Genomic DNA, 25170 nt, shown 5'->3' with positions numbered 1-25170 from the left:
GTTGCAGGTGTTGGCCGGGGCGCCGTTTTTGCACTGATTGGCGGCCTGGGACGCGGGCGCCTGCTCTTTCTGGGTTTCCAGCTTGCCTTCGGCCAGCTGGTGGCGAGCCTTGCTGGTGCCACCCGCCTTGACGTTGGCCACCACCTGTTGCGGGTTGCGTTGGCGCCACTGCTTGACGCTGCTGGCCAGGGTCAGGCGCAGGGCCTCGATGGAGCCGGGGCTGCCGGCGTCACCCAGCTTGAGGATCTCGCCGCGCACCAGCGGCGCCAGCAGGCGCAGGCGGGCGCTGTGGGCCAGCAGTTCGGTCTTGCCGGCGACGCTGAGCGCGGGGCTGACGTCGGCGCTGGTCATGCCCTTGCCGGCGCTCTTGTAGGCGTTGAAGGCAGCGGCCAGGTAGTTGCCGATGCTGGCTTGCGGGTCATGCAGCAGCAGGCTGCCCCCGCCACCGGCCGCCACGCTGGCGGGGGCTGTGCCTGCGGCCAGGGCGGCCAGGCCGCCGGCGATGTCGAGGATCAACTGCTCGCCGAGGGTGGCAGCCTCGGCCAGTGCGGCCTTGAGATTACCTGCGGCCTGGCCGACGAAGTCGTCGATGCTGCCGACGATATCGGCGTTGAGGTGGCCGACCATCAGCTCGATCAGCGCATCGCCCAGCACCTGCTTGCCCTCCTGACGCACGATGAACAGCATCGGGCGCAGGGCCATGCGAGCCGCCGCCGCGCTGGCGGGCGAGGTAACCAGGCCGATCAGGTTGATGCCGTAGGTGGCGCAGTCGATCGGGTCGGGCACCTTGTTGCGGCTGAGGATGGCGATATCGCCCAAGGCATCCACCAGGGCGATGATGTTGCCCGCCACGGCCACGTTGCCGGCCACGCCCTTGAGGCGTTCGAGGGTGACGAAGCTGGCGCTGGTGTTGCGCAGCCAGGTATCGAATACCACCGCGCCACGGCCAACGTCCTCGATCTGGACCTCGGCGAGTGGGGTGATCGCGACCTGAGGGGCACGGGCGTTTTCGTTTGTTGCGGCATTCTGTGCAGTCATGAGATCAGCTCGCCTGGCATCAGGTCAGTCAGGGTATTCAGGCTCGGTGCCTTGAAGTCGGGAAGTTTGGGCAGGGTCGGCAACTTGGGCAGGCTGGCCATGGCGCCCTGGACGGCGGCACCGGCCTTGCCGGCAGCGCCCAGTGCGCTGGAAGCGGCCGGCAGCGCCGAGCTGGCGGCAGAGGCCAGTTGCGGCAAGCCAGCCACGCCGCCCTTGAGCGCGGCTTGCACCTGCTGCGCGCTTTGCAGGGTGTTCTGCCCGGTCTTGAGCAGGCCCATGCCGGTCTTCGCCGCACTCATGCCACTGCTGGTCAGTTGCTTGGCCTTGTCCAGCATGCCGCCGCTGCCGTCGGGGGCGAGCTTGGCGTACATCGATTCGAGCAGCGACGGCGTGCCCTCTTCGGCCACGGGCAGCTTCGGCCAGGGCAGCCCCTTGGCGAAGCTGCCGATGCTCCAGGTATCGGCCGTGTCGAGGCCGAACTTGGCCATCGCCGGCCCCGGCGCCGCGCCGGAGACGGTGTTGAAACCCTGCCCGTCCAGCGCGCCCTTGAGCACCGTGCCCAGGGCATCGGTGACTTCGTAGTCGCCGGCCTTGATGCCTTTGGTATTGGCGTACAGGTTGAACAGTTCCAGCGCGCCCTTGCCGGGCTTGGGCGGTTCGGGGAAGGTGCCGGCCATGCTCGCCCCGCCGATATGGGCGAACTGCGCGGCGTGGGCGGTGTAGTTGGCGCTGGTGACGTGGGTGATGCCGCCGGCGTTGTAGGTCGTGCCGCTGCCGCCGCCTTGCACCACCAGCTCGGTCTTGGCCTTGAGGGTAATGCGGTCGGCGTTGGCGGTGATGTCGAGCTTGGCCAACAGGTTGATGTTGTCCTTCAGCGCACGGAAATCGATGTCGCCGGAGGCTGCCACCAGGCGTAGGCCGAGGCTCTGCACGAACAGGCGCATGCCCTGGCTGGCGCTGGCCAGCAGGCGCTTGCCGATGGCCAGGCTGGTGTGGCCGGTGCTGCTCAGGGCCAGGTGGCTACCGCTGGTGAGGTGGTTGGGGCCGGGGGTGGTCAGGGCGATGCCGGCGGGGCTCGACACCACCAGGTGCGGTTGGGTGAATTCGGCGAACTCGTTTTTGCTCAGGTCGCCCGGGCCGCTGCCGAGGATGCCTTGGTGCTGCTTGTGCAGGTCCTTGGCCACGGTGTCCTGGTCGCCCGGCTCCTGGGCCTGCATCTGCTTAGCCAGTTCCGCCAGGCTGTCCTGCTGGTCGCTGGCGGTGGCCAGGCGTTCGGCGGTTTCGGGCAGGTCCTTGTGGTGCTTGGCTTCGTTAGCGCGCGGTTCGGTGGTGAGCAGCAGGCCGCCGGCAGCGCGGATGGCGCCGTGGCGGTCGGTGCGCAGTTCGAAACCTTCACCACGCGGGGCGCCGCCTGTGGGGCGCGGGTGAGTGAGGTAACCGAGGTTCAGCGCACTGGCGCCGTGGTCGCTGCGCAGGGCGATGCTGATTTCGCTGGTGGTGTCGTCGATGCGCAGTTCGTTGCCGCGGCTGCCCTTGTATTCCTTGCTCTTGATCGTGGCCAAGGTCTTGAGGTCGGGCAGCTTGTAGTGCGGCATGTTCACGCCGTGGTACAGGCAGCCGGTCACCAGCGGCTGGTCGGGGTCGCCTTCGAGGAAACTGACCAATACCTCCATACCCACGCGCGGCAATTGCAGCCCGGCGATGCCCTGCCCGGCCCAACTACTGGCGACGCGCATCCACACGCTGGACTTGTCGTCGGCCTGACCTTCGCGATCCCAGAAGAACTGCACCTTGATGCGGCCGTATTCGTCGCAGTAGATCTCTTCGCCGGCCGGGCCGCTGACCACGGCGCGCTGATCACCCAGCACCTTGGGTTTCGGGTGCTTCAGTGGCGGGCGGTACGGTTGCTGCCACGGGGTAACCACGAAGAAGTTGCGGTAGCCCTGCTGGAAGCCATCGTACTTGGCGTCGACGTCGCTGGTGATGGCCTCTTCCAGTACCTGCGGCTGGCGGCCCTGGTGGTGCACGTCAGTGAGCAGCCACAGGTCGTTCCACTCGGCGTTGGGGTGGCTGCCCAAGGTCAGGAAGTGCCCGCTGGCGAGCAGGGGCTGGTCGCTGTCGCCGCTGGCCTGCTGGTAGTCGCTGCGGTGGCGTTCCAGGGCGCGGGTGGCCAGGTGCTTGCCACGTGGGCGGTCGAGGAAGCGGCCGGGGTAGTCATAGTCTTCCAGGGCCGGTTCGTCGAGGCTGTCGGCGGCGCCTTCGAGCTGGATCAGCGGTTTCTTGAAGTCGTAGTCGCGGCGGGTGACGCTGCTGGTGCGGGTCTCCAGGCGCAGGGCGAAGCGCTTGATCATCGGCGTGTCGGCGACCAGCCCGGAATCGTGCTGGAACTGCACCGGCGCCAGCTTGGGGAACACGGTCTGGTCATCGCCGAACACCAGTTGGTGGCCGTCGGCGCTGTGGCGGAAGTGGTAGTGGATCCCCTCCTCTTCGCACAGCCGCTGGATGAACCGCAGGTTGGACTCGTCGTACTGCACGCAGTACTCGCGGTCCGGGTACACAGCGCCGAGCTGGAACTGATAGGCGTTGGCGAGGATGCCGTGCTCTTCCAGCACCTGGGCAATGATCTTCGGCACGCTCATGTGCTGGAACATGCGCTGGTTGATGCGGTGGGCCAGGTACGCCAGTTGTGGGCGCAGGGTCACCTGGTAGCGGGTCAGGCGCTTGCCTGCCTCGCCTTGCGCGGCGCGGTAGATCAGGCCGTGCAGGCCCCGGCCGTCGTCGCCGAGCTGAAGGAACGCGGGCTTGTGCAGCAGGTTTTCCAGGTCCAGCGAAGGGCGCTCGCTGACCAGCTCCAGGTCAATGGTGTAGGGCTGGCTGATGGCTTCGTTGCCATCGAAGGCAAGCACTTGGAAGTCATGCTCCAACCCGTCGATGTGCAGGCTGAAATGGGTCTGGTTCGCGGCGGCAAACATCCTTGTCCCTCTCTGTGCGTGAATTCGTGTTAATGCGTCCGTGGCCTGGCGTCATCGCCGGAGCCTGGCCCAGAAGCCTTGCGCGGCGAAGGCGTCGCGCAGCTGCCCGGCATCGACGCGGCGCTGCTCGGGGTCGAAGGCCAGGGCCCGGCGCAGCGCGGCCCAGGCCTTGCCTGGCATGCCGGGCGGGGCCTTGGCCGTCAGCTGCATGCCCTGGTCACGGGCCTTGAGCGACGGCACGCGCTCGAAGGGGTGGCGGCCGGTAATCAGCTCGTACAGCACGCACGCCACCGCATACAGGTCGCTGGCGGTACTCGGCGTGCCGCCCTCGAACAGTTCGGGGGCGGCGTAGGCCGGGGTCCAGGCTTCGAAGCGGCCATGGCTCAGGTGCGGCAGGCCGGCCAGCGGGCCGTCCAGGGCCAGGCCCAGGCCGAAATCGAACAGGCGCAGGCCGTCGTCGCCGAGCATCACGTTGCTGGGCTTGAGGTCGCCGTGCACCACGCCCTGGGCATGCACGCAGGCCAGGGCGTCGAGCAGCGGCACGGCGATCTCGCGCACTTGCGCCCAGGCCAGGCCCAGCGGCTGGTCACAGAGCAGGCGGTCCAGCGAGGTGCCGCGCATCAGCTCCATGGTGATGAAGCCGCGTTCGCTCTGCGGGTCGATGGCGAAGCCTTGCAGGCGCACCAGGTTGGGGTGGCGCAGGCGGCTGGTGAGGGCGAACTCGTTGAACAGCAGGGCGTTGGCGTCGGGCGCCGTGGCCAGCTGGTCGCTCATCAGCTTCACCGCCAGCAACGGCTGTGGGTCACCGAAGCCCTCCTGCAACAGGTCGCGGGCGCGGTACACCAGGCCCATGCCGCCGGCGCCGAGCAGGCGTTCCAGGCGGTAGCGCCCGGCGAGCACGTCGGGGATCGGCGCCAGCGCCCGCACGGCCGGGGCCGGCGCAGGTTGCGCGCGGCCCTTGCCGCGCCGCTTGCGCCGCGCCTTGCCGGTGCGGGCGGGCTCGGGCTCGCTGGCCTGGGTGAATGCAAAGTAAGTCGACTCGCTGCCCTGCTCAAGGGCGTCGAGCACGTCGAGCGCGTCGCCGCTGCCAAGGTTCATCGGTGGATCACCACTGCGGTCAGGTTGTCTTTCGCCGCGCCGCCCAGGGCGGTGTCGAACAGGCGTTGCAGGGCCTCGCCGGGCGAGGCCAGGTCCAGGGCGTGGCCCAGGCCGCCGCTCTCCAGGCCGTCGTAGAGGCCGTCGCTGCACAGCAGGAACACGTCGCCCGGCTGCGCGTCGAACTCCAGCACTTCCAGGGTGAGGCTGGCGCTGGCGCCGACGGCGCGGGTCAGGGCCCGGGCCGAGGGGTGCTCGCGGGCCTGCTCGGCGCTCATGCTTTGCTGGTCCATCAGCTGCTGTTGCAGCGAGTGGTCGCGGGTCAGCTGGTACAGGCGCTGGCCGCGCCACAGGTAGCAGCGGCTGTCGCCGGCCCACACGCAGGCACCGCGGCGGCCGTCGAGCAGCAGGGTCACCACGGTGCTGCCGATCACCCGCGCCTGGCCGGCGACGCTCACCGTCAGCTCCTGGCCCAGGCGCCGGTTGATCCAGTGCAGGCACTGGCGCACGGCGAGCACGCGCTCGTCGAAACTGCTGGCGGCCGGCAGATCGGCCAGGCTCTCGACGATCATCTGGCTGGCGATATCACCGGCCTCGTGGCCGCCCATGCCGTCGGCGACCGCCCACAGCCCGTGCTGCGGGCAGTCGAGAAAGGCGTCCTCGTTGCGCGCACGGACCTTGCCGGGGTCGGTGCGCGCCGCGCTGCGCCAGGGGCTGGCTGCGCGCATCACAGCTCCCCTGGCAGGCGGAAGCCGCGCAGCACGCTCAGGTCGAACGGGTTCGGCGTGCGCTGGCTGGTCAGCAGGTAGTTGGCGCGCATGCCGCCGACATTGGCCTTGAGCACCATGGTGTCGCGGCCCTTGAGGTACTCGGTCTGCATCAGGTCGAGCAGGCGGAACAGCGACCACGGGCCACCGTTCTTCTCCAGCGCCATGGGGCGGCCGTTGAGCTGCTCCAGGGTCAGGCTGGTGTTGCCGTCCTGGGCTTCGGTCGGCCACTTCAGGCTGGTGGAGACGATCGGGCCGTGGCGGTAGTCGATCACCGTGTCGCCGAAGCGGAACTCGGCGCGGCTCACCGCCGGGTCGAGGGTGTACGGCTCGAGCTTGAACTGCACCTGCGGCTCTTCGGGGTTCTGCGCGAAGAAGCTCTGGCGGATGGTCTGGGCGGCGCTCATCTGTTCGAGGTAGGCCTTGGTCATCGGCAAGCTCTGGCCGTCGAGGCTGCGCAGGCGGTAGGCGCCCGGCTCACCGCTGACGAACGGGCGCATGTAGGTGTCGAAGAAGCGGTCCGCCACGCCCTGGGCCTTGAAGAAGTCGCGGAAGTCGCTGATCGCCACATCGCTGGTGCCATGGGCGTTGAACGGGTAGCGCGACTCGATGGTGCGGCCGTAGTGGCTGTACAACTCGCTCTGATAGCGCTGGTTGAGGTAGGTGTAGGTGTCGTTGAGCACCATGCGCCAGATGTCGTCGGACAGCAGGTTGAACCAGCCGGCCACCGGGCGCGGCAGGCGCACGGTGCCGTTGCGCAGGCTGCTCAGGGCGTCACGCTGCCCCGACATGCGCGCCTTGGCCATCTGGTACGAGGCTTCTTCGGCCTGGTTGGAGCGGGCCAGGCCGGCCAGTTGCTGCTGCAGGTCGTTGAGCGCCTGCAGGGTCGGCGCCAGGTCGGGGCCCGGGCCGTTGTTGTCGTCGAGCAGCCGGTGCAGCGGCTCGAAGCGCCGTTGCAGGGCCATGCGCGCGGTGTCTGGCAGCGGCTTCTTGGCCAGGGCGTCGCGGGCCTTGTCGGCCACGGCACCGGCCACGGCCGCGCCACCCTTGCCGAGCTTCTTGGCCACGGCCTTGTTGGCGGCGGCTTCGGCGGCCGGGTTGCCTTCGTCGGTGGCTTCGGCCAGTACCGGGAAGCGGGTGTTCTCGCGCACCTCGGTGAGCAACAGCAGCAGCGGCGAGTTGGCGGCGGTCAGCGCCGACAGCTGATCGGCGCCTTCGCCGGCGTCGCTGAACGGGATCAGGCCGACCTGGTTGACCGCCTCGCCCCAGTAGTTGGCGTAGTCGCGGAAGTACAGCTGCTCCAGCTCCACCATCAGGCGGCGCATGTCCATGTCGCTGATGCCGCTGCCCTCGCCCAGCACCCAGTTGTCGCGCAGGATGTCGTTGACCAGGTTGGCGCCCTGCACCGAGAAGTACTGCTGGTAACCCTGGGAGGTGTAGAAGCCGGGGATTGGGTAGTCGATGCCGACGAACTGCGCGGCCTGCGGCCCGAGCTGCTGGCTGAGACGGTATTCGGGCAGGCTGCGGGCCTGCTCGCGCAGCACGCGGTACACCACGCTGGCCAGCGATTCGGCGCGCAGCACCTGGCGGGCCTGAGCCACCAGGGCGTCGTTGAGCGGGTAGGCGAACGATTGCTCGAGCAGGCGCCCGAAGTGGGTGTTCAGGCTGTCCTGGGCGGCCGTGTTGCCGTTGTAGCGCTGCGACCAGCCGGCCGCCACCCAGTCCTTGAGCCAGGCCTGGTCACGGCGCTCGGGCAGGCCGAGCATCAGGTAGGCGCGCAGGCTGTTGAGCAGGCGCTCGCGGTTTTTCAGGTTGCTGCGGATCTGCCCTTCGACCATCTGCGCCACCCGCGGCAGCAGCACGGTTTCCAGCTCGCGCTGGTAGGCCGGTTGCAGCACCTCGTTGGCCGGCACGCCCTGGTACAGGCCGCCGCGTTGCAGCAGCGAGACATCGCCGGGCACAGGGAACACGCGTGAGGCCTGCCAGGCGGTGTCCAGCGGCTTGAGCGCGGCCAGGGCGTCATCGCGGGCATCCAGGGCGAGGTGTTGGCGCTGCCATTGACGGCCCAGCTCACGCACCTGCTCCAGGCGCTCGTGGTTGCCGGAGAAACTGCCGGCCCACAGCACGCCGAACAGTGCCAGCGCGCCCAGGGCACCGAGGTAGACGGCACGCTGGCCCCAGTGGATGCGTCGGCGTTCGCGCTGGTCGAGGCCGGCCAGGTCGTACTCGGGGAAGATCACCCGGCTGAACAGTTGCAGGGTGAAGCGCGAGCGGCCCTGCACCGCGCCACGGCCGGGCTGGCCGGGGTGGAAGCCGTTGTCGCTGTCGACCTGCGGCGCCTGGTGCGGCGCGCTGGTCAGGTAGAAGCCGCGCAGTTGGCTGGCGCGCTGGTAGCGGTTGCCAGTGAAGGCAGCGTCGACGAACAGGCACAGCTGGTCGCCGATGCGCCCCAGCTGGTGCGGGAAGTCGAGGATGCGCGCGCGGCGCTGGGTGTTGCGCTCGTGGTGCATGCGCTGGGTGACCTGGTCGCCCAGGCGTTGCAGCAGGCCTTGGAATTCCTTGGCCAGCAGCTCGGTGTCGGCGCCGTTCTGGCCCTTGCCGAAGGTGATGCCGAACACTTGCTCGTTTTCTTCACGCGACTGCTGGTCGAAGAAGGCGTCGAAGCCTTGCAGGCGGTCGGTCTTGCTCAGCACCAGGTACACCGGCACTTCGACGTGCAGGCGCTGGCGCAGCTCCTGCAAGCGCGAGCGGACTTTCTGCGCCAGGTCGTTGACCGCCGCCTCGCCCCCCAACAGGGTGTCCAGTGGCACGGTGACCACCACGCCGTTGAGCGGGCGGTTGCGTCGGCGCAGGCGCAGCTGGTCGAGCAGCACGCGCCAGGCGCTGCCGTCGATCTCGCTGTCGGACTGGTTGAGGAAGCGCCCGGCGGTGTCCACCAGCACGGCCTGTTCGGCGAAGTAGAAATCGCAGAAATCGCCGCTGGACGGATCACGGGCGAGCTTGCGCTCCAGCGCGTTGATCGGGAACTCCAGGCCCGAATGGTCGATCAGGCTGGTCTTGCCCGCACCCTGGGGCCCGAGCACCAGGTACCAGGGCAGGTCGCGGCGCCAGCGTTCACTGCGCCCGCCATACAGGCTCGAATTTTTGAGGGTGGACAAGGCATGCTTGAAGCGGGCCTTGATCTCCCTGGCCTCCTCGTCCTTGCGCTCTTCGCGTTCCAGGCGCTCGCGGCCGTCCTCGCTCTCAAGCTCTTCCTGCTTGCGGTTGTTGGCGCGCCAGCTGGCGAACACCATCCACAGACCCCACACCAAAAACAGCACGCTGATGGTCAGCAAGCGCGCGGCAGCGTCTTCCCAGAACTTGTTGTCGGCCACGGCCAGCAACGGGCCGGCGAACCACACCAGCAGCGCCAGGGCCAGCACCAGCAGCAGGCTCCAGACCCAGGTCTTGGCGAGGAAGGCGCCTACTTTCTTGAAAAAATTCTTCATCACAGATCCTTGTGTCACTGCCGCGGTTGGGCCGCTGGCTGCTCGAGCGTCTGGAAGGGTTGCAGGACGGTCGCGCGCTGTTCGCCCAGTACCCAGGCGAAACCGGAATACATCACCACCAGGCACACCAGGGTGAACAACGCCACGCTCCACCACGGCACGATGCGCACCGGGCTGTTGCGTTGCTGGTCGAGCCCTTCCCAACGCGGTGACAGCTCGCGCGGCACGTCGCCGCGCAGCTGGCGGATCTGCCGGAACAGTGCGTCACGGATGCCCTCGAGCTCGGACATGCCGCGGTCGATGACCCGGTACTTGCCCTCGAAGCCCAGCGACAGGCACAGGTACATCAGTTCGAGCATCGCCAGGTGCTTGACCGGGTTCTTCGACATGCGGTCGAGCAGCGAGAAGAACTTCTCGCCGCCGAAGGTTTCGTTGTGGAAGGCGCTGAGCAGGCTCATCTGCGACCACTGGCTCTCGTTGCCCCAGGGGGTGGTGACCACCGCCTCGTCGACCACGGTGCACAGCAGGTAGCGGGCCACGGTGACCTGGCCGTTCTCCACGCCCTCGTAATGGATGCGCGCCTCGAAGGCGCGCACGCAGGCGCTCAGGCGCTCCTTGAGGTTGTTCAGGTCTTCGGCGGTGTCGCTGTGCTTGAGCCGCACCACTTCCGAGAGCAGCTCGCCGGCGGCGGCCACCAGCGGGTTGAGGCCGACGCTGAAGCTGCCGCTCGAGGGCAGGCGCGCCGAATAGACCATGCGCTGCTCCAGCGGCTCGGCCCGCGCCGAGCTGCCCAGGGCGGTCAGCGCCTGCCCTTGCGGTGCCGAGCCATCCTGGTTGAACAGGACGGTCTTGTCGTCCTGCGGGGTATCCATGTCCTTGCTCATGCTCAGTTCCTGATGGCCCAGAATTTCAGTTCGAGATCGGAGAACTCACTGGTGACGTGGAAGGCGAAGCCACCGGAACCGTCCATCTTCTTGCGATCTTCGGCGTCGAGTTCGACGATGAAATAGGTCTTGTTGGCGTGGAACGGGATCTGCCGCGGCGCCACCGGCAGCGGTTTGACCTTGAGCCCGGGCAGGTGCAGGTTGACCAGCTGGCGAATGCGCTCCACCGGGCCGACCTTGAGGTGCGACGGCAGGCGCTGGCGCAGCTCCTCGGACTCGCAGTTGGCGCTGGCGGCCAGCACGAACGAGGCGGTGGTGAGCAGGCCCGGGTCGTGCAGCGGCGACACCAGGATGCCGTACTGGCGCTGTTGCAGTTCCAGCTCGATGGCGTGCTGCTCGAGCACCATCGACAGTACCTGGCGGATCGATTCCATCAGCTTGCGGAAGCTCGCGCCCTGGTCGCTGTGCTGGTAGCGGGCGTCCAGGCGCGGGCGCTTGGTGTCGCTGGAGAAGGTCGACAGGTCGCCGAGCATGATCAAGAAGGTGCGGTACAACTCTTCGGGGTGCACCTGCTCCAGGCTCAGGTAGTGGCGCAGGAGCATTTCGGTGCGGTTGATCAGCTGCAGCATCATGAAGTCGCCGACCTCGGCGCCACCGACCTTGCCGTTGGAGCGGATGCGCTCGGCCAGGGTGTCGCCCCGCAGCGCCAGCATGCTGATGACCTCTTTGAGGCACGACAGCAGGTACACCGAGGCATGGGTGCGGATGTAGGTGGGCACGAAGTTCGGGTCGAGGCTGATGACGCCGTCGGGCGAGGTGTCGAGGATCTCGCAGACCTTGAGCTTGACGTAGGCCTGGTCGGTTTGCTGCTCGCCCAGCAGCAGGCGGAAGTCCGGGCGCGCGCAGTTGATCTGGCTGCTGTTGTCGTCGCCGGCGTTGGAGTCGGAAACCTCCACCTCGTAGGTGGTGTAGCGGGTCAGCACGTCGGACTGCTCGGGGCGGCGCGCCTCGATGTGGTTGCCGGTGACCAGCGGCAGGGCCATGAAGATCGGCGTGGCGCCGGTGTTCGGCGGCACGTCCAGGGCCAGCGGCTCGCTGCTGCCGTCGAGCTCGAACAGGCTGCCGTCAGGCAGGATGCCGGCGGCGCGGCTGATCACCAGCTTGCCCATGTTGAGGAACTGCAGGTCGATTTCCAGGTTGATGAAGCCGTAGGTGTAGGTGCCCAGCAGCTGGGTGCGGGTCTTCATCTGGCTGTCGTAGTAACGGTCGTTGTGCTGGAAATGCTGGGGACGCAGCAGCATCCCCTCCTGCCAGACTACCTTGTGCACGTTCATCGCTGATCACCCGCTTGCGCCACGGCCGGCACACCGTTGTGGATCCCGGCCTGGTCGAGGTAGAGGTTGGCGGTGACCCGCTCGCCGGCGCGAATGGCCTGCACCCGGCGCCACTGCGCCTGGTCGAGGTCGCGGTAGGCGGCCATGACGCCGACGAAGCGGCTGTCGGGGTCGATGCTGAGCTTCAGGCTCAGGGTTTCGCCGGGGCGCAGTTCGTGCTCCTCGGTGGCCACCATGTCCTGGGACAGGGCCTCTTTCGGGCGCTGGTAGAGGGTGAAGAAATCGGTGCTCTCGAAGGCCACCGGGTGCTTGAGCTCGTACAGGCGCACCACCACCGGCGACGGCCGGCCGTTGATGTCCAGGTTGAGCTGGTCGGTGGCGGTCAGGGTGAGGTCGAGCTTGGTCATGTGCGAGTACGGCGACAGGGCGCTGCAGCCGGCCAGCCAGGACAGGGTGGCCAGGGCCCACGTCGCCCTGAGCATCGTGCGGGTGATGCGAGTCATGGGGGTTATCCTTGCGGGTCGTGATTGAGCGAAGCGATCAGGCGGACCTGCTCTTCGTAAGTGCGGGCGAAGTCCTTGGTCAGCAGGCGCTCGCTCCAGTCTTCGTTGCCCACCAGGGCCTGGTGGTAGCGCACGTAGGCTTTCCAGCGGCTGCCGAACAGCCCGCGGCGGCCCTGACGCTCGAATTGCAGCGCCAGCTGCTCTGGGGCGAAGTGCTCCAGGGTGCTGCGCAGGGCCTGGCGGCTGGCGCCGAGCATGGCCACTTGGTGCGCCTGGAGGTCGCGGAAGGCCTGGGCCACTGCCTGCTCGGCAGACAGCTGGCCGCCACGGCGCGGCTTGAGCAGGTCGCCGAGCACCTGGTCGGCTTCCAGCGGCGCCTTGATCGGGTTGCGGCTGGCGCTTTGCGGGGTGGTCAGCGACAGGCGCAGTTCGTTCTTCAGCTCGCTGCGGGTGCGCAGGCTCTGTTGCAGCCCGGCGACGCTATGGCGCAACAGCCCGGCGGCCTGCACCGCGAGGTCTTCGCGGGCCTGCTCGTCGAGGTTGTCCAGATCGACGCCCAGGGCCGCGCCGAAGCGCTTCCAGAAGGCGTCGTCGCGGCGTTCGCGCGGGGCCGGCACAGCAGCAGGCTCCGGTGCCACCGCAGGGACCAGGGTCGGCACGATCAGGCTTTCCTGGTCGATCTGCGCGTAGTCGGCACGCTGGCGCGCCGGGGGCTCGGGCATGGCCAGGGCGGCCAGCTCGTCCATCGGTTGCAGGCGCGTTTCTTCGTGGTCCAGGGCGCTGATGGGGTCGAGTTCGAGGAAGGCGTCGTCGGGGATGATGGCGCCACCTGGCATGCCCAGGCCGACGTCGTAGCCGGCCTCGCTGTCGATCAGGCGCGCGCGCACCTCGATGTCACCCATGCGGTACACCGCGCCTTGCTCGATGCGGTGCAGCTCGCCCTTGCGCAGCTGGGCACCGCTGCTGGCCAGGCGGATGCCGTTGCTGCTGGTGTCGGTGAGGAAGAACGCGCCGTTCTGGTAGGTGACCTGGGCGTGATGGCTGGACAGGTGACGTTTGTCGTCCTCGATGCACCAGTGGCAATCCTTGGCCCGGCCGATCTCGCCACCGGCGCGGCCAAAGGTCTTGTTCGGCGAGTCGGTGCGGCCGTGCTGGCGTTTGTCGAGCAGTTCGAAAACCAGTTCCATGGTCAGGGCTCCTTGCGCTCAGTTGTCACGGTTGAGGGCCTGGGGATCTCCCAGGGGGCGGTAGCTGTCGTCATCGAACTTGTAGTTGCCTGTGCAACCGGCCAGGGCGAACGCGGTGACCAGGGCCAGCAAGCTGGCCCGGCAGTAACGGTGAAGCATGGGGGCGGCTCCATGTGCGGATGAGGCAGGCACCGTTACGGGTGCGCCTGGGGTAAAGGGAGTGTGTGTCGGGGTCATGCCGGTCAGCCCTCGCAATCGCCGATCTGGATGTTCAGGCGCCCCAGCCGGTACAGCAGGGTGCGCCGCGGCAGCCCGAGTTCGCGGGCGGCCAGGGTCTGGTTGCCGTCGTGCTTGCGCAGGCAGTCGAGCAGCAGGCTGCGCTCGACCTTCTCCAGGCGCTCGCGCAGGTTCAGCTCGTTGTCTTCGGGCGGCGGTTCGGCCAGGCTCAACGAGAAGTGGCCGACCTCCAGCGCGTCGCCTTCGCACAAGAGCACCGCGCGCTCCACCAGGCCCTTGAGCTCGCGCACATTGCCGGGGAAGGCGTAGCTTTCGAGGTGATCGAGGGCGGCCTGGGTCCAGCCCACCGGGCTGCGCTGCAGGAAGGCGCAGGCCTTGTCGCAGAAGTGCCGGGCCAGGGTGATGACATCGCCGACGCGCTGGCGCAGCGGCGGCAGCTCGATGGGGAACTGCGCCAGGCGGTAGTAGAGGTCTTCGCGGAACAGGCCGTCGGCGACCATCTGCGCCAGGTCGCGGTGGGTGGCGGCGATGATGCGCACGTCGATCTTGTGGGTGACGTTGGCGCCCAGCGGGCGGATCTCGCCCTCTTGCAGCACGCGCAGCAGCTTGGCCTGCAAGGCCAGGGGCATGTCGCCGATCTCGTCGAGCAGCAGGGTGCCGCCGTCGGCGGCATCGAACAGCCCCGGGCGGTCGCGGTCGGCGCCGGTGAAGGCGCCTTTGCGGTAGCCGAACAGTTCGCTCTCCAGCAGGCTCTCGGGGAAGGCTGCGCAGTTCTGTACCACCAGCGCGCCGGAGCGGCGCGGGCCGTAGTCGTGAATGGCGCGGGCCACCAGTTCCTTGCCGGTGCCGGTCTCGCCGCGCAGCAGCACGGTGTAGGGGCTGTGCAGGACCTTGCTGATCATCTGGCAGGTCTGGCGCATGGCCGGGCTCTGCCCGATCAGGCCATAGCTGCTGGCGGCCACCGGGGTGCGGACGGTCGCCTGGGGCTGTGGCCCGGGCTGGTGCAGGCGGCGCAACAGTTGCAGTTGGCCCATGGCGAAGCTGCCGAGCTGGCCGAGGGAGTCGGCGAACACTTCAAGCCCGCCGCGCACGCGGTTCACGCACAGCAGCACCCCGGCCACCCGCTGTTGCGCGGTCAGCAGGGGCACCGCCAGCAGTGCTTGCCAGGGCGTGGCCTGGCTGGGCAGGAAGCTGGTGTCGAACAGGCTGGCGGAAAGGTCGCTGATGTTCACCACGCGGTTCTGGCACAGGGCGAACTGCAACAGCTGCTCGCCGTTGTAGTCGGCCGGCAGGCTGGAGCAGTCACGCGCCAGCAGCCGCCCGTCGAGCCAGGCGGCTTCGAGCCCGAGCCGGGTGTGGGTCGGGTCGAGGAGGTAGACCTGCACCAGCGGGCAGCCGCTGAGCGTGGCCACGGCCGGCACCAGTGCCTGCAACAGGCCTTGCTCGTCAGTTGCCCGCGCCAGCTCGGTGAAGGTGCCCAGCAGCGCTTCGGCGTAGGCCAGCGGTTGTGGCAGGTGCGTGAACATCACCCCCACCTCAGGCGAACTCGCAGATCACGCCGGCATCCCCGTCGAGGGTGGCGTGCACGCGGCTGATCGCCTCGCCGCTGGCCATGGCGTCGAGCAGGCGGTCGGCGACCTTGGGCAGCACGTGGGTGTCGATCAGGTGGTCGATCAGGCGCGCGCCGGCTTCGCTCTGGCTGCAGCGCTCGGCCAGGTGGTCGACCAGCGCCTGGCAGTGGCTGAACGCCAGTTGCCGACGCTGCAAACGCTCGCCCAGGCGGCCCAGCTTGATCTCGATCAGCTCGCGCAGCACCGGGCCGCCCACCGGGTAGTACGGCACCACGCGCATGCGCGCCAGCAGCGCCGGCTTGAAGTGGCGGCTGAGCGCCGGGCGGATGTGCTGTTCGAGCAGCTCGGCGTCGGGGCGCTCGCCGTTTTCGCACAGGGCGCTGATCTGGTCGCTGGCCAGGTTGGAGGTCATCAGGATCAGCGTGTTGCGGAAGTCGATCTGGCGGCCTTCGCCGTCGTTGGCCACGCCCTTGTCGAAGATCTGATAGAACAGGTTGAGCACGTCCGGGTCGGCCTTCTCCACCTCGTCCAGCAGCACCACCGAATACGGCTTCTGGCGCACCGCCTCGGTGAGCATGCCGCCTTCGCCGTACCCGACGTAGCCGGGCGGCGCGCCGATCAGGCGCGAGACGGTGTGCTTCTCCTGGAACTCGGACATGTTGATGGTGGTGATGAAGCGGTCGCCGCCGTACAGCAGGTCGGCCAGCGCCAGCGCGGTCTCGGTCTTGCCGACGCCGCTGGGGCCGACCAGCAGGAACACGCCCACCGGTGCGTCGGGCTTGTTCAGGCCGGCGGCGGTGGCGCGCATGGAGCGGTTGAGCGCATGCACGGCCTGCTCTTGGCCACGGATGCGGGCGCGCAGGTCGTCGGCGAAGGTGATCACCTTGGCGTTGTGCTCGCGGGCCAGCTGGCTCAGCGGTACGCCGGTCCAGGCGCTGATCACCTCGGCCACCAGGCGCGGGCACACTTCGGCGCTGACCAGGCGCTCTTCGGCCTGGGCGTCGAGCAGGGCCTGATGGGTCTCGGCCAGGCGTTGTTGCAGCTGTTCGCGGCTTTCGCCTTCGACGACGGGCTCGCCCTCCTCCCCTTCGGCTGGCGCGGCCGGTGCGACGGCGGCGTTGGCCACCTGCTGGCGCAGCTCCAGTACCTGCTCGGCCAGCTCACGCTGACGGGCCCAACGGGCGGCCAGCTCGATCTCTTGGCCGTGGGCTTCGGCCAGGCGCTGCTCGAGGGCCGCGAATGCCTCGTGGTCGATGGCCAGGCCTGCCTCGGCGTCACGGCGCAGGGCGTTGCGCTGGCGCTCGCCCTCGGCCAGTTCGGCGCGCAGGCGCTCGAGGCTGTCGGGGGCGGCGGCCAGGCTGATGCGCACCCGGGCGCAGGCGGTGTCGAGCACGTCGACGGCCTTGTCGGGCAGTTGCCGGCCGGTCAGGTAGCGCGCCGACAGTTCGGCGGCGGCGACCACGGCGTCGTCGCGCAGGTAGATGCCGTGGCTCTTCTCGTACAGCTGGGCCAGGCCACGCAGGATGGTCACCGCCTCGCCCACGGTGGGCTCGAGCAGTTGCACCGGCTGGAAGCGGCGGGCCAGGGCCGGGTCTTTCTCGAAGTACTTCTTGTACTCGGCCCAGGTGGTGGCGGCGATGGTGCGCAGCTCGCCACGGGCCAGGGCCGGCTTGAGCAGGTTGGCGGCGTCGGAGCCACCGGCGTTACCGCCGGCGCCGATCAGGGTGTGGGCTTCGTCAATGAACAGGATCACCGGGCGCGGCGCGGCCTTGACCTCGTCGATCACACCCTTGAGGCGGCGTTCGAACTCACCTTTGACGCTGGCGCCAGCTTGCAACAGGCCCATGTCCAGCGCCAGCAGGTCGACCCCTTGCAGGGCCGGCGGCACTTCGCCGGCGACGATGCGCGCGGCCAGGCCTTCGACCACGGCGGTCTTGCCCACGCCGGCTTCGCCGACCACGATCGGGTTGTTCTTGCGCCGGCGGGCGAGGATATCGATCATCTGGCGGATCGACGCGTCGCGGCACAGTACCGGGTCGAGCTTGCCGTCACGGGCCTGCTGGGTGAGGTTGTGGGTGAAGCGCTGCAACATCGATTCGCCCTGGGGCGCGCCGGGGGCTTTGGGAGCGCCCGGTTGCTGGGCCAGGGCGTAGCCCTTGAGGCGTTCGATATCCAGGCCGCCGAGCAGCTTGTGGTAGCGGCTGCCGGCGTAGCGCAGCGGGTTGCGCAGCAGGCCGAGGATCAGCGCGGCCTGGTCGACCTGGCTCTGGCCCAGCTCAAGGTTGGAGACCAGCAACGCGTCCTGCAACCACTGCACCAGCTCCGGGGCAAACACCGGGTTGCGGGTGGCGCTGTGCTCGACATTGGGTTGCAGCGCGGCGCTGAACGCGCCGGCATCGATCGCGGCGTCCTGCAGCGCGCGCTGCAACAGGCTGTCGGGGCGCTCGAGCAGGCCCAGCAGCAGGTCCTCGATGAGGATCTTGCTGCCGCCACGGGCGACGCAGCGCTCGGCGGAACGCTCAAGGTCGCGGCGGCTGTCGGCGTCCAGGGCCTGGACGAGTTGTTGCAGGTCTACGTTGATCATGGCCATTGGTCCTTAATGAATTTTGCTTCCCAGGGTCACCACGCCATCGGCGCGCTCGCGACCCAGCCAACTGGTCCAGCCCAGGTGGCAGACGTTCTGTTCGCCGATGCGCAGCTCGCGGATCTCTTCACGGCGCAATTCCAGGCGGATGTCGTAGTCCAGCGGGTCGCGCAGGGTGAAGCGGGTCAGCGCGCACAGCGGCTGGTAGCCGAAACCGATCGGCAGGAATTCGTGAAAGCGCTGCCAGTCCAGCTGGGTGATGTGGATGCGGAACTTGCCGCTGCGGTCGCGCACGCGCTCGCCCAGCACGGCGTCCTCGCCCAGCAGGCTGTTGGCCAGCCCCAGGCGGTTGCACTGCTCTTCGAGGATGTCGACGCGCCGTTCCAGGCACTGCTCGATGACCAGGTCGGCGTGCTTGAAGTAGTAACGCAGCACGGCCTCGATCAGCGCCGCCGAGTGGGCGCGCAGGCTGAGCACGCCTAGGTACGGCAGCAGGCGTTTCCAGTTGAGTTCCTTGGCCTGGCGGATCTGGTCGCCGCCCAGGCCGATCAGGGCAAACAGGTGCGACGAGAAACCGTCCAGCGCGCCGCTCTCGAAGCTGGCGCGGTAGCGGTACTTGCGCCAGATCGGCAGCATCAGGCGGTGCAGGCGGTGGTGGAACAGGTCAAGGAACATCCGCGTGGGGTTGCCGTCCTCGTTGTCGCCCAGCGCCTGTTCGCCATAGAACGCCGGCAGCGGCGAACTGGAGCCAACCAGGCCGATCAGGTTGAAGCGCATGCGCGCGCGCAGTTGGCCGTGCTCGCGGAAGAACTCGATGCGGTCGATGTCGCTGCCGGGGAAACCAAGGCTGGGGTTGGCCTGGAACTCGACCAGGTCGTAGAGCTCTTCGTCTTCCAGGTACGGGTACGCCTCGCGCAGCTGTTCCATGACCAGCAGCACGGCCTGGAACAGCGAGTACTCGCGGATGCTCCGGCTGAGCCGGCTTACAGCAGCGGTTGCAGGCCCATGCGTGGTGTCCATTGGTACACCTCCCCCTGTGTGCTTTTCACCCGCAGCTCGTGGTACGAGTTGAGGCTGGCGTAGAGTGCGAAGAATTCATTGAGCACCGAGGCGAAGACGAACAGGTCGCCCTCGCCGATGTAGCCCTCCGGGTCGATCGTCAGCTCCGTGCGCAGGCCGCGCAGCGGCAGGCCCCGGTGCAGGCGGTCGACGTGCTGGTGGCGGATCGCCTTGAGCCCGCCGAGCAGGCGGCGGCTGACCTTTTCCGCGTGCTGGTCGTAGTAACGCGGCAGGTCGTAGGTTTCGAGGATCACCTTCAGTGCATCAACGTCGGCCAGCGACAGGTAGTTCAGCGACATGTTGCTGATCAGCTTCCACAGGAAATCGCGATTCAGCGGCGGCGCGTAGCTGGCGGTAACCGGGGTGATGTTGCGGAAGGTGAGGAACTCGGGGGTCTCTTCGCTGAGCATGCAGATGTCGCCGAGCTTCAGGCGCCGCGGCAGGTTCTGGTTGGTGCAGGTGAGTTCGATCGACAGCGTCTCGTGGGATTCGGCCTGGTGCACGCCGAAGCTCAGGTAGGTGTCGAGGCCGTCATGCAGCAGTGAGGAGCGCTGGCGGATGCTGTAGTGCGAGCGGTTCTCCGGCACGTCGAAGCTGGCGTCGTGCTCGAACGATTCGAACGGCACGTAGCTCTGGTAGCCCAGGCCGCCGGGGCTCCAGCCGGTCACGCCGTCGACCGAGAACACCCCGCAGTGCTCGGGGTCGAGCTCGGCCGGCAGCAGCAGGTATTCGTCCTGCTTGCCATCCAGACGGATAGGCAGGGCGTCGTGCTTGAACAGGTTGGCGATCGGCGTGCAGTACAGCTTGACGTTGTCCAGGGTCGGGCGCAGGCGCTGGGCCTCGCCCTGGCGGATGTCGAAACGCAGCTCGATGCCATGCACCTGCTTGAGGGTTTCCTCGGGCAGGCTCTGCAACACGTCCAGGCCAGTCACGTCGACGAACAGGAACTTGTCCTGGAAGGCGAAGTACTCCTGCAGGAAGCGGTAGCCGCGGAAGGTGTTCAGCGGGTAGGGAATCAGCGCCTCTTCCTCGGCGAAGCCTACCGGGTGCACCTTGGCCGCCGGTGCACGCAGCAGCAGCGGCTCGCCCTTGGCGTTGACCATTGGTTTGCCGTGGCTGTCCAGCGGCATCAGCTCGATGCCGGCCAGGCCGCGCAGCAGGCTCAGGTAGAGCATCTGGCTGATGTAGCGCTCGCCGGCCAGGTGCAGGCGCAGCTTGCTGAGCTTGACGTCGCCCAGGTTGCCGTCGCAGTTCATGTCCAGGCGCAGGCTGAGCAGCGCGCCCTGGCCATTGAGCGAGTAGTTCAGCGCGCTCAGGCGCAGGGGCAGGACTTCGGTGGGGTAGCAGGTGCGAAAGCGGCAACTCACGCCTTCGATCGGTCGGCCTTCCACCGGGGTGTCACGCTCGACCCGCAGCGCCGGGCCGGCCTGGCGCAAGGGGTCGAACTGCAAGATGCTGAAGGCGGGCAGCGGGCGCATGTAGTTCGGCCACAGCAGGTGCATCAGCGAGTGGGTCAGCTCGGGCAGTTCGTCGTCGAGCTTCTGCCGCAGGCGGCCGGTGAGGAAGGCAAAACCTTCAAGCAGGCGCTCGACGTCCGGGTCGCGCCCGGCCTGGCCGAGGTACGGCGCCAGCGCCGGGCTGCGTTCGGCAAAACGCCGCCCCAGCTGGCGCAGTGCCGTCAGCTCGCTTTGGTAGTAGTAATTGAAGGACATCCGTCGTTCCGCCTGAATTCAGCTCTCGGGTACCGCCAGTGGCCGGTACTGCGCATGCGCGGGGCCGGGCCACAGGGCCGACCGTTTGCCGTGCAAGGGTTGGGGAAAACTCAGGCTATGGGAGGCGCAACATCACTCGTCTCCTTGACTGACTCTGACTTGCCCGCTGCCATCCAGGCGCGCGGCAAAACTGACCTGGCGCTTGATTCCGTCCACCTCAAGCTGGCCTTCGATGCTGAAAGCCAGCTTGAGCTGATCGTGATCACGCGGGCGGGACACCACCCGGACATCGGACATGCGCGGTTCGTAGGCTTCGATGAAGTATTCGATGGCCCGGCGTGCCTGGCTGAGCGCGTCGTGCAGGCTCAGGCGCATGTCGTTGAGGTCGGGCAGCCCGTAGTCGGCGAGCGTCTGCACGCTGCCGGCCCGGGTGCTGAGCATCTTCGCAAGATGAGCGGCCACGGAAGCCATGGCGGCGTCTTCACGCCGCCAGCTGGCGCGCTGGTCGGCTTCGCCGCTCAGGCGTTCGAACAGGCTTCCGTAACCATTGCCCATCGTCGCTTACTCCTTGTCCAGCTTGCCGACCAGCGACAGGGTGAAGTCGGCGCCCATGTACTTGAAGTGCGGACGCACGTTCAGGCTGACGCGGTACCAGCCCGGCTCACCTTCCACGTCGCTGACGATCACCTGGGCGGCGCGCAGCGGACGACGGCCACGTACTTCGGCGCTCGGGTTCTCCTGGTCGGCCACGTACTGGCGGATCCACTTGTTCAGTTCCAGCTCCAGGTCGGTGCGTTCCTTCCAGGAACCCAGCTGCTCGCGCTGCAGGACCTTGATGTAGTGGGCCAGGCGGTTGACGATCATCATGTACGGCAGCTGGGTGCCCAGCTTGTAGTTCAGCTCGGCCGTCTTGCCTTCGGCGCTGATGCCGAAGAACTTCGGTTTCTGCGCCGAGTTGGCCGAGAAGAACGCCGCGTTGTCGCTGCCCTTGCGCATGGTCAGGGCGATAAAGCCCTCTTCGGCCAGCTCGTACTCGCGACGGTCGGACACCAGCACTTCGGTCGGGATCTTGGTCTCGATCTCGCCCATGCTCTCGAAGTGGTGCAGCGGCAGGTCTTCCACCGCGCCACCGCTCTGCGGGCCGATGATGTTCGGGCACCAGCGGAACTTGGCGAAGCTGTCGGTCAGCTTGGTGCCGAAGGCGTAGGCGGTGTTGCCCCACAGGTAGTGCTCGTGGCTGTTGGCCACGGTTTCCTTGTAGACGAACGACTTGACCGGGTTCTCTTCCGGGTCGTACGGGTTGCGCAGCAGGAAACGCGGCACGGTCAGGCCGATGTAGCGCGCGTCCTCGGACTCGCGGAAGCTCTGCCACTTGGTGAACTGCGGGCCTTCGAAGTGATCCTTCAGGTCCTTCAGGTCCGGCAGGCCGGTGAAGCTTTCGAGGCCGAAGAATTTCGGGCCGGCCGCGGCGATGAACGGCGCGTGGGACATGCAGGCGACGCTGGAGACGTACTGCATCAGTTTGACGTCGGGCGAGCTCGGCGACATGAAGTAGTTGGCGATGACCGCGCCGACCGGCTGGCCACCGAACTGGCCGTACTCAGCGGTGTAGATGTGCTTGTACAGGCCAGCCTGCATGACTTCCGGCGAGTCTTCGAAGTCGTCCAGCAGGTCCTGCTTGGAGACGTTGAGGATCTCGATCTTGATGTTTTCGCGGAAGTTGGTGCGGTCGACCAGCAACTGCAGGCCGCGCCAGGCGGACTCCATGGACTGGAAGTCCGGGTGGTGGAGAATCTCGTCCATCTGGCGGCTGAGTTTGGCATCGATCTCGGCGATCATGCGGTCGACCAGCGCTTTCTTGACCGGCTCGCCGTCATTCTGCGGCTTGAGCAGTTCTTCGATGAAGGCCGACACGCCGCGCTTGGCGATGTCGTAGGCTTCGTCGTCCGGGGTCAGACGGGTTTCGGCGATGATGCTGTCGAGAATGCTGAATTCGCTGTTCTCGGCGCTCTGTTGCTCTGCTGCGGTGCTCATGGCAATTAGGCTTCCTTGACTAGGGGGATCAGGCGTCCGGCTGAGCGTTCAGGCCCAGCTCGCCGAGCACGCGCTCGCGGGACTCGTTGTCGGCCAGCACACCCTCGATGGCCTTGCGGAAGGCCGGGGCGTTGCCCAGCGGGCCTTTCAGGGCAACCAGGGCTTCACGCAGCTCCATCAGCTTCTTCAGCTCAGGGACTTGCTCGACCAGGCTGGCCGGGTTGAAGTCCTTCATGGTGTTGACGCGCAGGCTCACCGCCAGCTCGTCGCCTTCGGCGCCTTCCTGCAGGCGGTTCGGCACGGCCAGAGTCATGCTCAGTTCCTGCTTGGCCAGCACTTCGTCGAAGTTCATCTTGTCGATGCTGATCGGCTTGCGGTCTTCGATCTTGCGATCGTCGGCACGCAGGGTGTAGTCACCGATCGCCAGCAGCTTCAATGGCAGTTCGATCTCTTCCTGAGCTCCGCCGGTGGCGGGTTTGAAGGTAACGTTGATGCGTTCCTTGGGGGCTACCGAGCCTTCTTTGGCCATTGGTTTTCTCCTTGAGGGTTATGGCCCTTGGGCCTATTCGAGTACGACTTCGAGATCGAGGTGGCACAGCCTGCGGTAGATCTCGTCCTTGCGTTCGCGCACCACATGGTTCTGCGGCAGCAGCTCGCAGCAGGTGTGCAACAGGTGCAATACCTGCAACGACAGGTCTGGCTCCCAGGCATCCAGGCCGGATTGGCGCAGTTGCTCGTCGAGGGCTTCCAGTTGGGTCTTGGCCAGTTCGTATTTCTTGGCCGTGTAGCAGAGGCGCGCCTGGCTCAACTGCCAGAAAAAGCGCTCGCGCCCGCCGTGGGCGCCCTGCATCTGCTGCTTGAGGTGTTGCACCGCGCTCTTGAGGCCGTCCTTGCGCAGGATCGGCAGGCTCGCCTCCAGGGCTTCGTCCCAGGGGGCCTGGCGCACGCCGGGCTCGGCCACTGGCTGGGCCGCGGCGGTTTGTAGGTGGGGGGTGACCTGGGCGGCGACCCAGGCGCGGGTCTCGGGGTCGGCGAACGGGGTGCCGTCGTGGAACTTGAGCTCGATGACGCTGGGCAGGCGTTGCAACAGCGAGGCGAAGTTCATCTCCACTTCGCGCATGCCGGCTTCGACGTTCAGGGCCTGGCAGCACTCCCACACCAGGCGCTGGCCATCGAACCAGAACGGTGCCTTGGCCACGCTGTTTTCCAGCTCCACCAGCAGGTCGGCGTAGTTGCCCTGCTCGAAACGATCCTTGTAGCTCTTGAGCTTGTCGGCGGGCAGGCCGCGCAGGGCGGTGACGTTCTCGGCGTTGCGCTCGGGCATCGCTTCGATGGGCAACCACAGCAGCGTGCGGTTCAGGCGCAGGGCGCGCAGGTCGGTGGCTTTCTGGCGCTGCCACCATACACACAGCTGCCGGCCCTGCTCCTGCTGGGCGCGCAGGGCCTTGTTGGCGTCCTTCTCGTTCTCCACCGGCTCGCCGGGGGTGAACAGTTGGGTGGCGGCCTGCTTGACCTGGGCGACGATGGCGCCGACGGCGCCGGGTTGTGGTTCGTTGTCGGCAGAGCGCTGGACCTGGCCTTTGAGCGCGCGGCAGATCGGCAACAACAGGGGCGCGTCATCCCCCAACCGGGCGGACAGTGCCGCCTCCAGGCCGCTCAACTGCTCGACCATCTGCTGGAACAGCGGCAACTGCTCCTTGATGGCGATGTCGGCACCCAGCGCCTGTTCGAGGCGCGGCACCAGCCAGCCGATGGCGGCGGAACGGGTACGGGGCTTGGCGGGGTGGACGTCGTCCCAATGCTGCTCGCACAGCTCGCGCAGCACACTGATGCCGGCCAGCAGGCCTGCGTAGGATTCACGCTGGAACAGGGCCCAGGTGAACCACGAGGCCACGCGCAGATCCTTGGACTGGTCGCGCAACAGCGCTTCGCTGTTCTCGAGGATTTTCAGCCAGTCCACCTGGCCGCTGGCGTGGATCGACTGGGCGCGGGTCAGCTCGTTTTCGAGGGCTTCGAACTCGGTGGAAAAACGCACGTCTTCACCGCCGAAAGAGCCGGGGGAGACAGCATGCTTGCCAAGTTCAAGATAGCGCGCGGCCAGCTTCGAAGAGTAGGACATCCATTTCTCACAGTTAGAACCTCACCATCGAGCCTGGAACTGACGTTCAGGATTTGTCGATCTGGAAGTTCTATTGATTCAGCCCACAATCCGGCGGGCAGTCGATCAAACGGCTGGATAGCCTAAAGCTATCAATAGCACATTGCAATCACTCAAATGGATAGCAAACGCAGGAATATCAGGCTTCTAGGGGTTTCCCTGATGGCCATCATATATACCCTGACCCACGCGGGAAAGTTGCCAGCTGATTGCGCGCAACAATACTCCGTTGTTTAACTTAATTTTCACACACATAAGCGACAACACATGTTAGAGCCATAACCCGATATCAATAGGAGGGCCGCAACAGTAATCAGTTATGCGCTCGAAACTCAATTACTTGAATGCAGTTGCAGAGTATTCCTACATCGAAAACCCCAACATCTTGCAACAAAAAACATGCACTCACGCCAACTGAAGTTCCGGACTCAACGCAGGTACTTCGCGCCACCAATAGCCTCAGCGATGGGTGCATAGCCAATCGGCGATGCCAGCGGCCATGGCCTCAATATGCCATCGCCCGGTGATTCCGTTACAGCCCGAGGCG

17 protein-coding genes and 1 pseudogene are annotated in these 25170 nt (G+C 67.1%); all 18 read right to left on the bottom strand.

Features of this window, described 5'->3' with window-relative positions; translation table 11 throughout:
- Positions 1-1038 (bottom strand): annotated as a pseudogene (locus DM373_RS26125) (RHS repeat-associated core domain-containing protein); the annotation flags it as partial.
- A complete protein-coding gene (locus tag DM373_RS26120) occupies positions 1035-4010 on the bottom strand; it encodes a type VI secretion system Vgr family protein (RefSeq protein ID WP_110996306.1) in 2976 nt (991 codons plus the stop codon). The gene DM373_RS26120 and the pseudogene DM373_RS26125, both read right to left, overlap by 4 nt.
- 51 nt (positions 4011-4061) lie before the next feature.
- Entirely contained in the window at positions 4062-5108 is a 1047-nt protein-coding gene (locus DM373_RS26115; protein WP_110996305.1) for a serine/threonine-protein kinase, read from the bottom strand.
- The gene (locus DM373_RS26110) at positions 5105-5833 is read right to left on the bottom strand and encodes a PP2C family protein-serine/threonine phosphatase (RefSeq protein WP_110996304.1); all 729 of its coding nucleotides are present in this window, start codon (positions 5831-5833) and stop codon (positions 5105-5107) included. The genes DM373_RS26115 and DM373_RS26110 overlap by 4 nt, the downstream gene beginning before the upstream one ends.
- Positions 5833-9360: a type VI secretion system membrane subunit TssM gene (tssM, locus tag DM373_RS26105; protein WP_110996303.1), complete on the bottom strand. Its 3528-nt coding sequence runs from the start codon at positions 9358-9360 to the stop codon at positions 5833-5835. The genes DM373_RS26110 and tssM overlap by 1 nt, the downstream gene beginning before the upstream one ends.
- 14 nt (positions 9361-9374) lie before the next feature.
- Positions 9375-10244 carry a type IVB secretion system protein IcmH/DotU gene (icmH, locus tag DM373_RS26100; protein ID WP_110996302.1) on the bottom strand — a complete coding sequence of 290 codons (870 nt, stop codon included), beginning with the start codon at positions 10242-10244 and terminating at the stop codon, positions 9375-9377.
- 2 nt (positions 10245-10246) lie between these two features.
- Positions 10247-11578 (bottom strand): type VI secretion system baseplate subunit TssK, encoded by a 1332-nt coding sequence (tssK, locus tag DM373_RS26095; RefSeq protein ID WP_110996301.1) that lies wholly within the window; start codon positions 11576-11578, stop codon positions 10247-10249.
- Positions 11575-12081 (bottom strand): type VI secretion system lipoprotein TssJ, encoded by a 507-nt coding sequence (gene tssJ, locus DM373_RS26090; protein ID WP_110996300.1) that lies wholly within the window; start codon positions 12079-12081, stop codon positions 11575-11577. Before tssJ ends, tssK begins: the two co-directional genes overlap by 4 nt.
- A 5-nt stretch (positions 12082-12086) precedes the next feature.
- Positions 12087-13268 carry a type VI secretion system-associated FHA domain protein TagH gene (gene tagH / locus DM373_RS26085; RefSeq protein ID WP_110996299.1) on the bottom strand — a complete coding sequence of 394 codons (1182 nt, stop codon included), beginning with the start codon at positions 13266-13268 and terminating at the stop codon, positions 12087-12089.
- A gap of 18 nt (positions 13269-13286) precedes the next feature.
- Positions 13287-13427 (bottom strand): type VI secretion protein, encoded by a 141-nt coding sequence (locus tag DM373_RS26080; RefSeq protein WP_110996298.1) that lies wholly within the window; start codon positions 13425-13427, stop codon positions 13287-13289.
- Between the two features lie 83 nt (positions 13428-13510).
- A complete protein-coding gene (locus tag DM373_RS26075; RefSeq protein WP_110996297.1) occupies positions 13511-15031 on the bottom strand; it encodes a sigma 54-interacting transcriptional regulator in 1521 nt (506 codons plus the stop codon).
- A gap of 10 nt (positions 15032-15041) precedes the next feature.
- Positions 15042-17666: a type VI secretion system ATPase TssH gene (gene tssH, locus DM373_RS26070; RefSeq protein ID WP_167409871.1), complete on the bottom strand. Its 2625-nt coding sequence runs from the start codon at positions 17664-17666 to the stop codon at positions 15042-15044.
- 6 nt (positions 17667-17672) lie between these two features.
- Positions 17673-18680, bottom strand: coding sequence for a type VI secretion system baseplate subunit TssG (gene tssG / locus DM373_RS26065; RefSeq protein WP_110996295.1), 1008 nt, complete (start codon positions 18678-18680; stop codon positions 17673-17675).
- On the bottom strand, positions 18644-20431 hold the full coding sequence (tssF, locus tag DM373_RS26060; RefSeq protein ID WP_110996294.1) for a type VI secretion system baseplate subunit TssF: 1788 nt from the start codon (positions 20429-20431) through the stop codon (positions 18644-18646). Before tssF ends, tssG begins: the two co-directional genes overlap by 37 nt.
- A gap of 132 nt (positions 20432-20563) precedes the next feature.
- Positions 20564-20986, bottom strand: a complete 423-nt coding sequence (gene tssE / locus DM373_RS26055) for a type VI secretion system baseplate subunit TssE (RefSeq protein ID WP_110996293.1) — start codon at positions 20984-20986, stop codon at positions 20564-20566.
- Between the two features lie 6 nt (positions 20987-20992).
- A complete protein-coding gene (gene tssC / locus DM373_RS26050) occupies positions 20993-22465 on the bottom strand; it encodes a type VI secretion system contractile sheath large subunit (RefSeq protein ID WP_110996292.1) in 1473 nt (490 codons plus the stop codon).
- A gap of 28 nt (positions 22466-22493) precedes the next feature.
- Complete coding sequence (tssB, locus tag DM373_RS26045; RefSeq protein ID WP_110996291.1) at positions 22494-22994, bottom strand: type VI secretion system contractile sheath small subunit; 501 nt, start codon at positions 22992-22994, stop codon at positions 22494-22496.
- Between the two features lie 33 nt (positions 22995-23027).
- On the bottom strand, positions 23028-24584 hold the full coding sequence (gene tssA, locus DM373_RS26040) for a type VI secretion system protein TssA (RefSeq protein WP_110996290.1): 1557 nt from the start codon (positions 24582-24584) through the stop codon (positions 23028-23030).
- Positions 24585-25170 lie beyond the last annotated feature (586 nt).

Source organism: Pseudomonas sichuanensis (assembly GCF_003231305.1).
Classification (GTDB): domain Bacteria; phylum Pseudomonadota; class Gammaproteobacteria; order Pseudomonadales; family Pseudomonadaceae; genus Aquipseudomonas; species Aquipseudomonas sichuanensis.
Note: the sequence above shows the minus strand (reverse complement) of the source record. Positions and strands in the feature narration are given on the sequence as shown.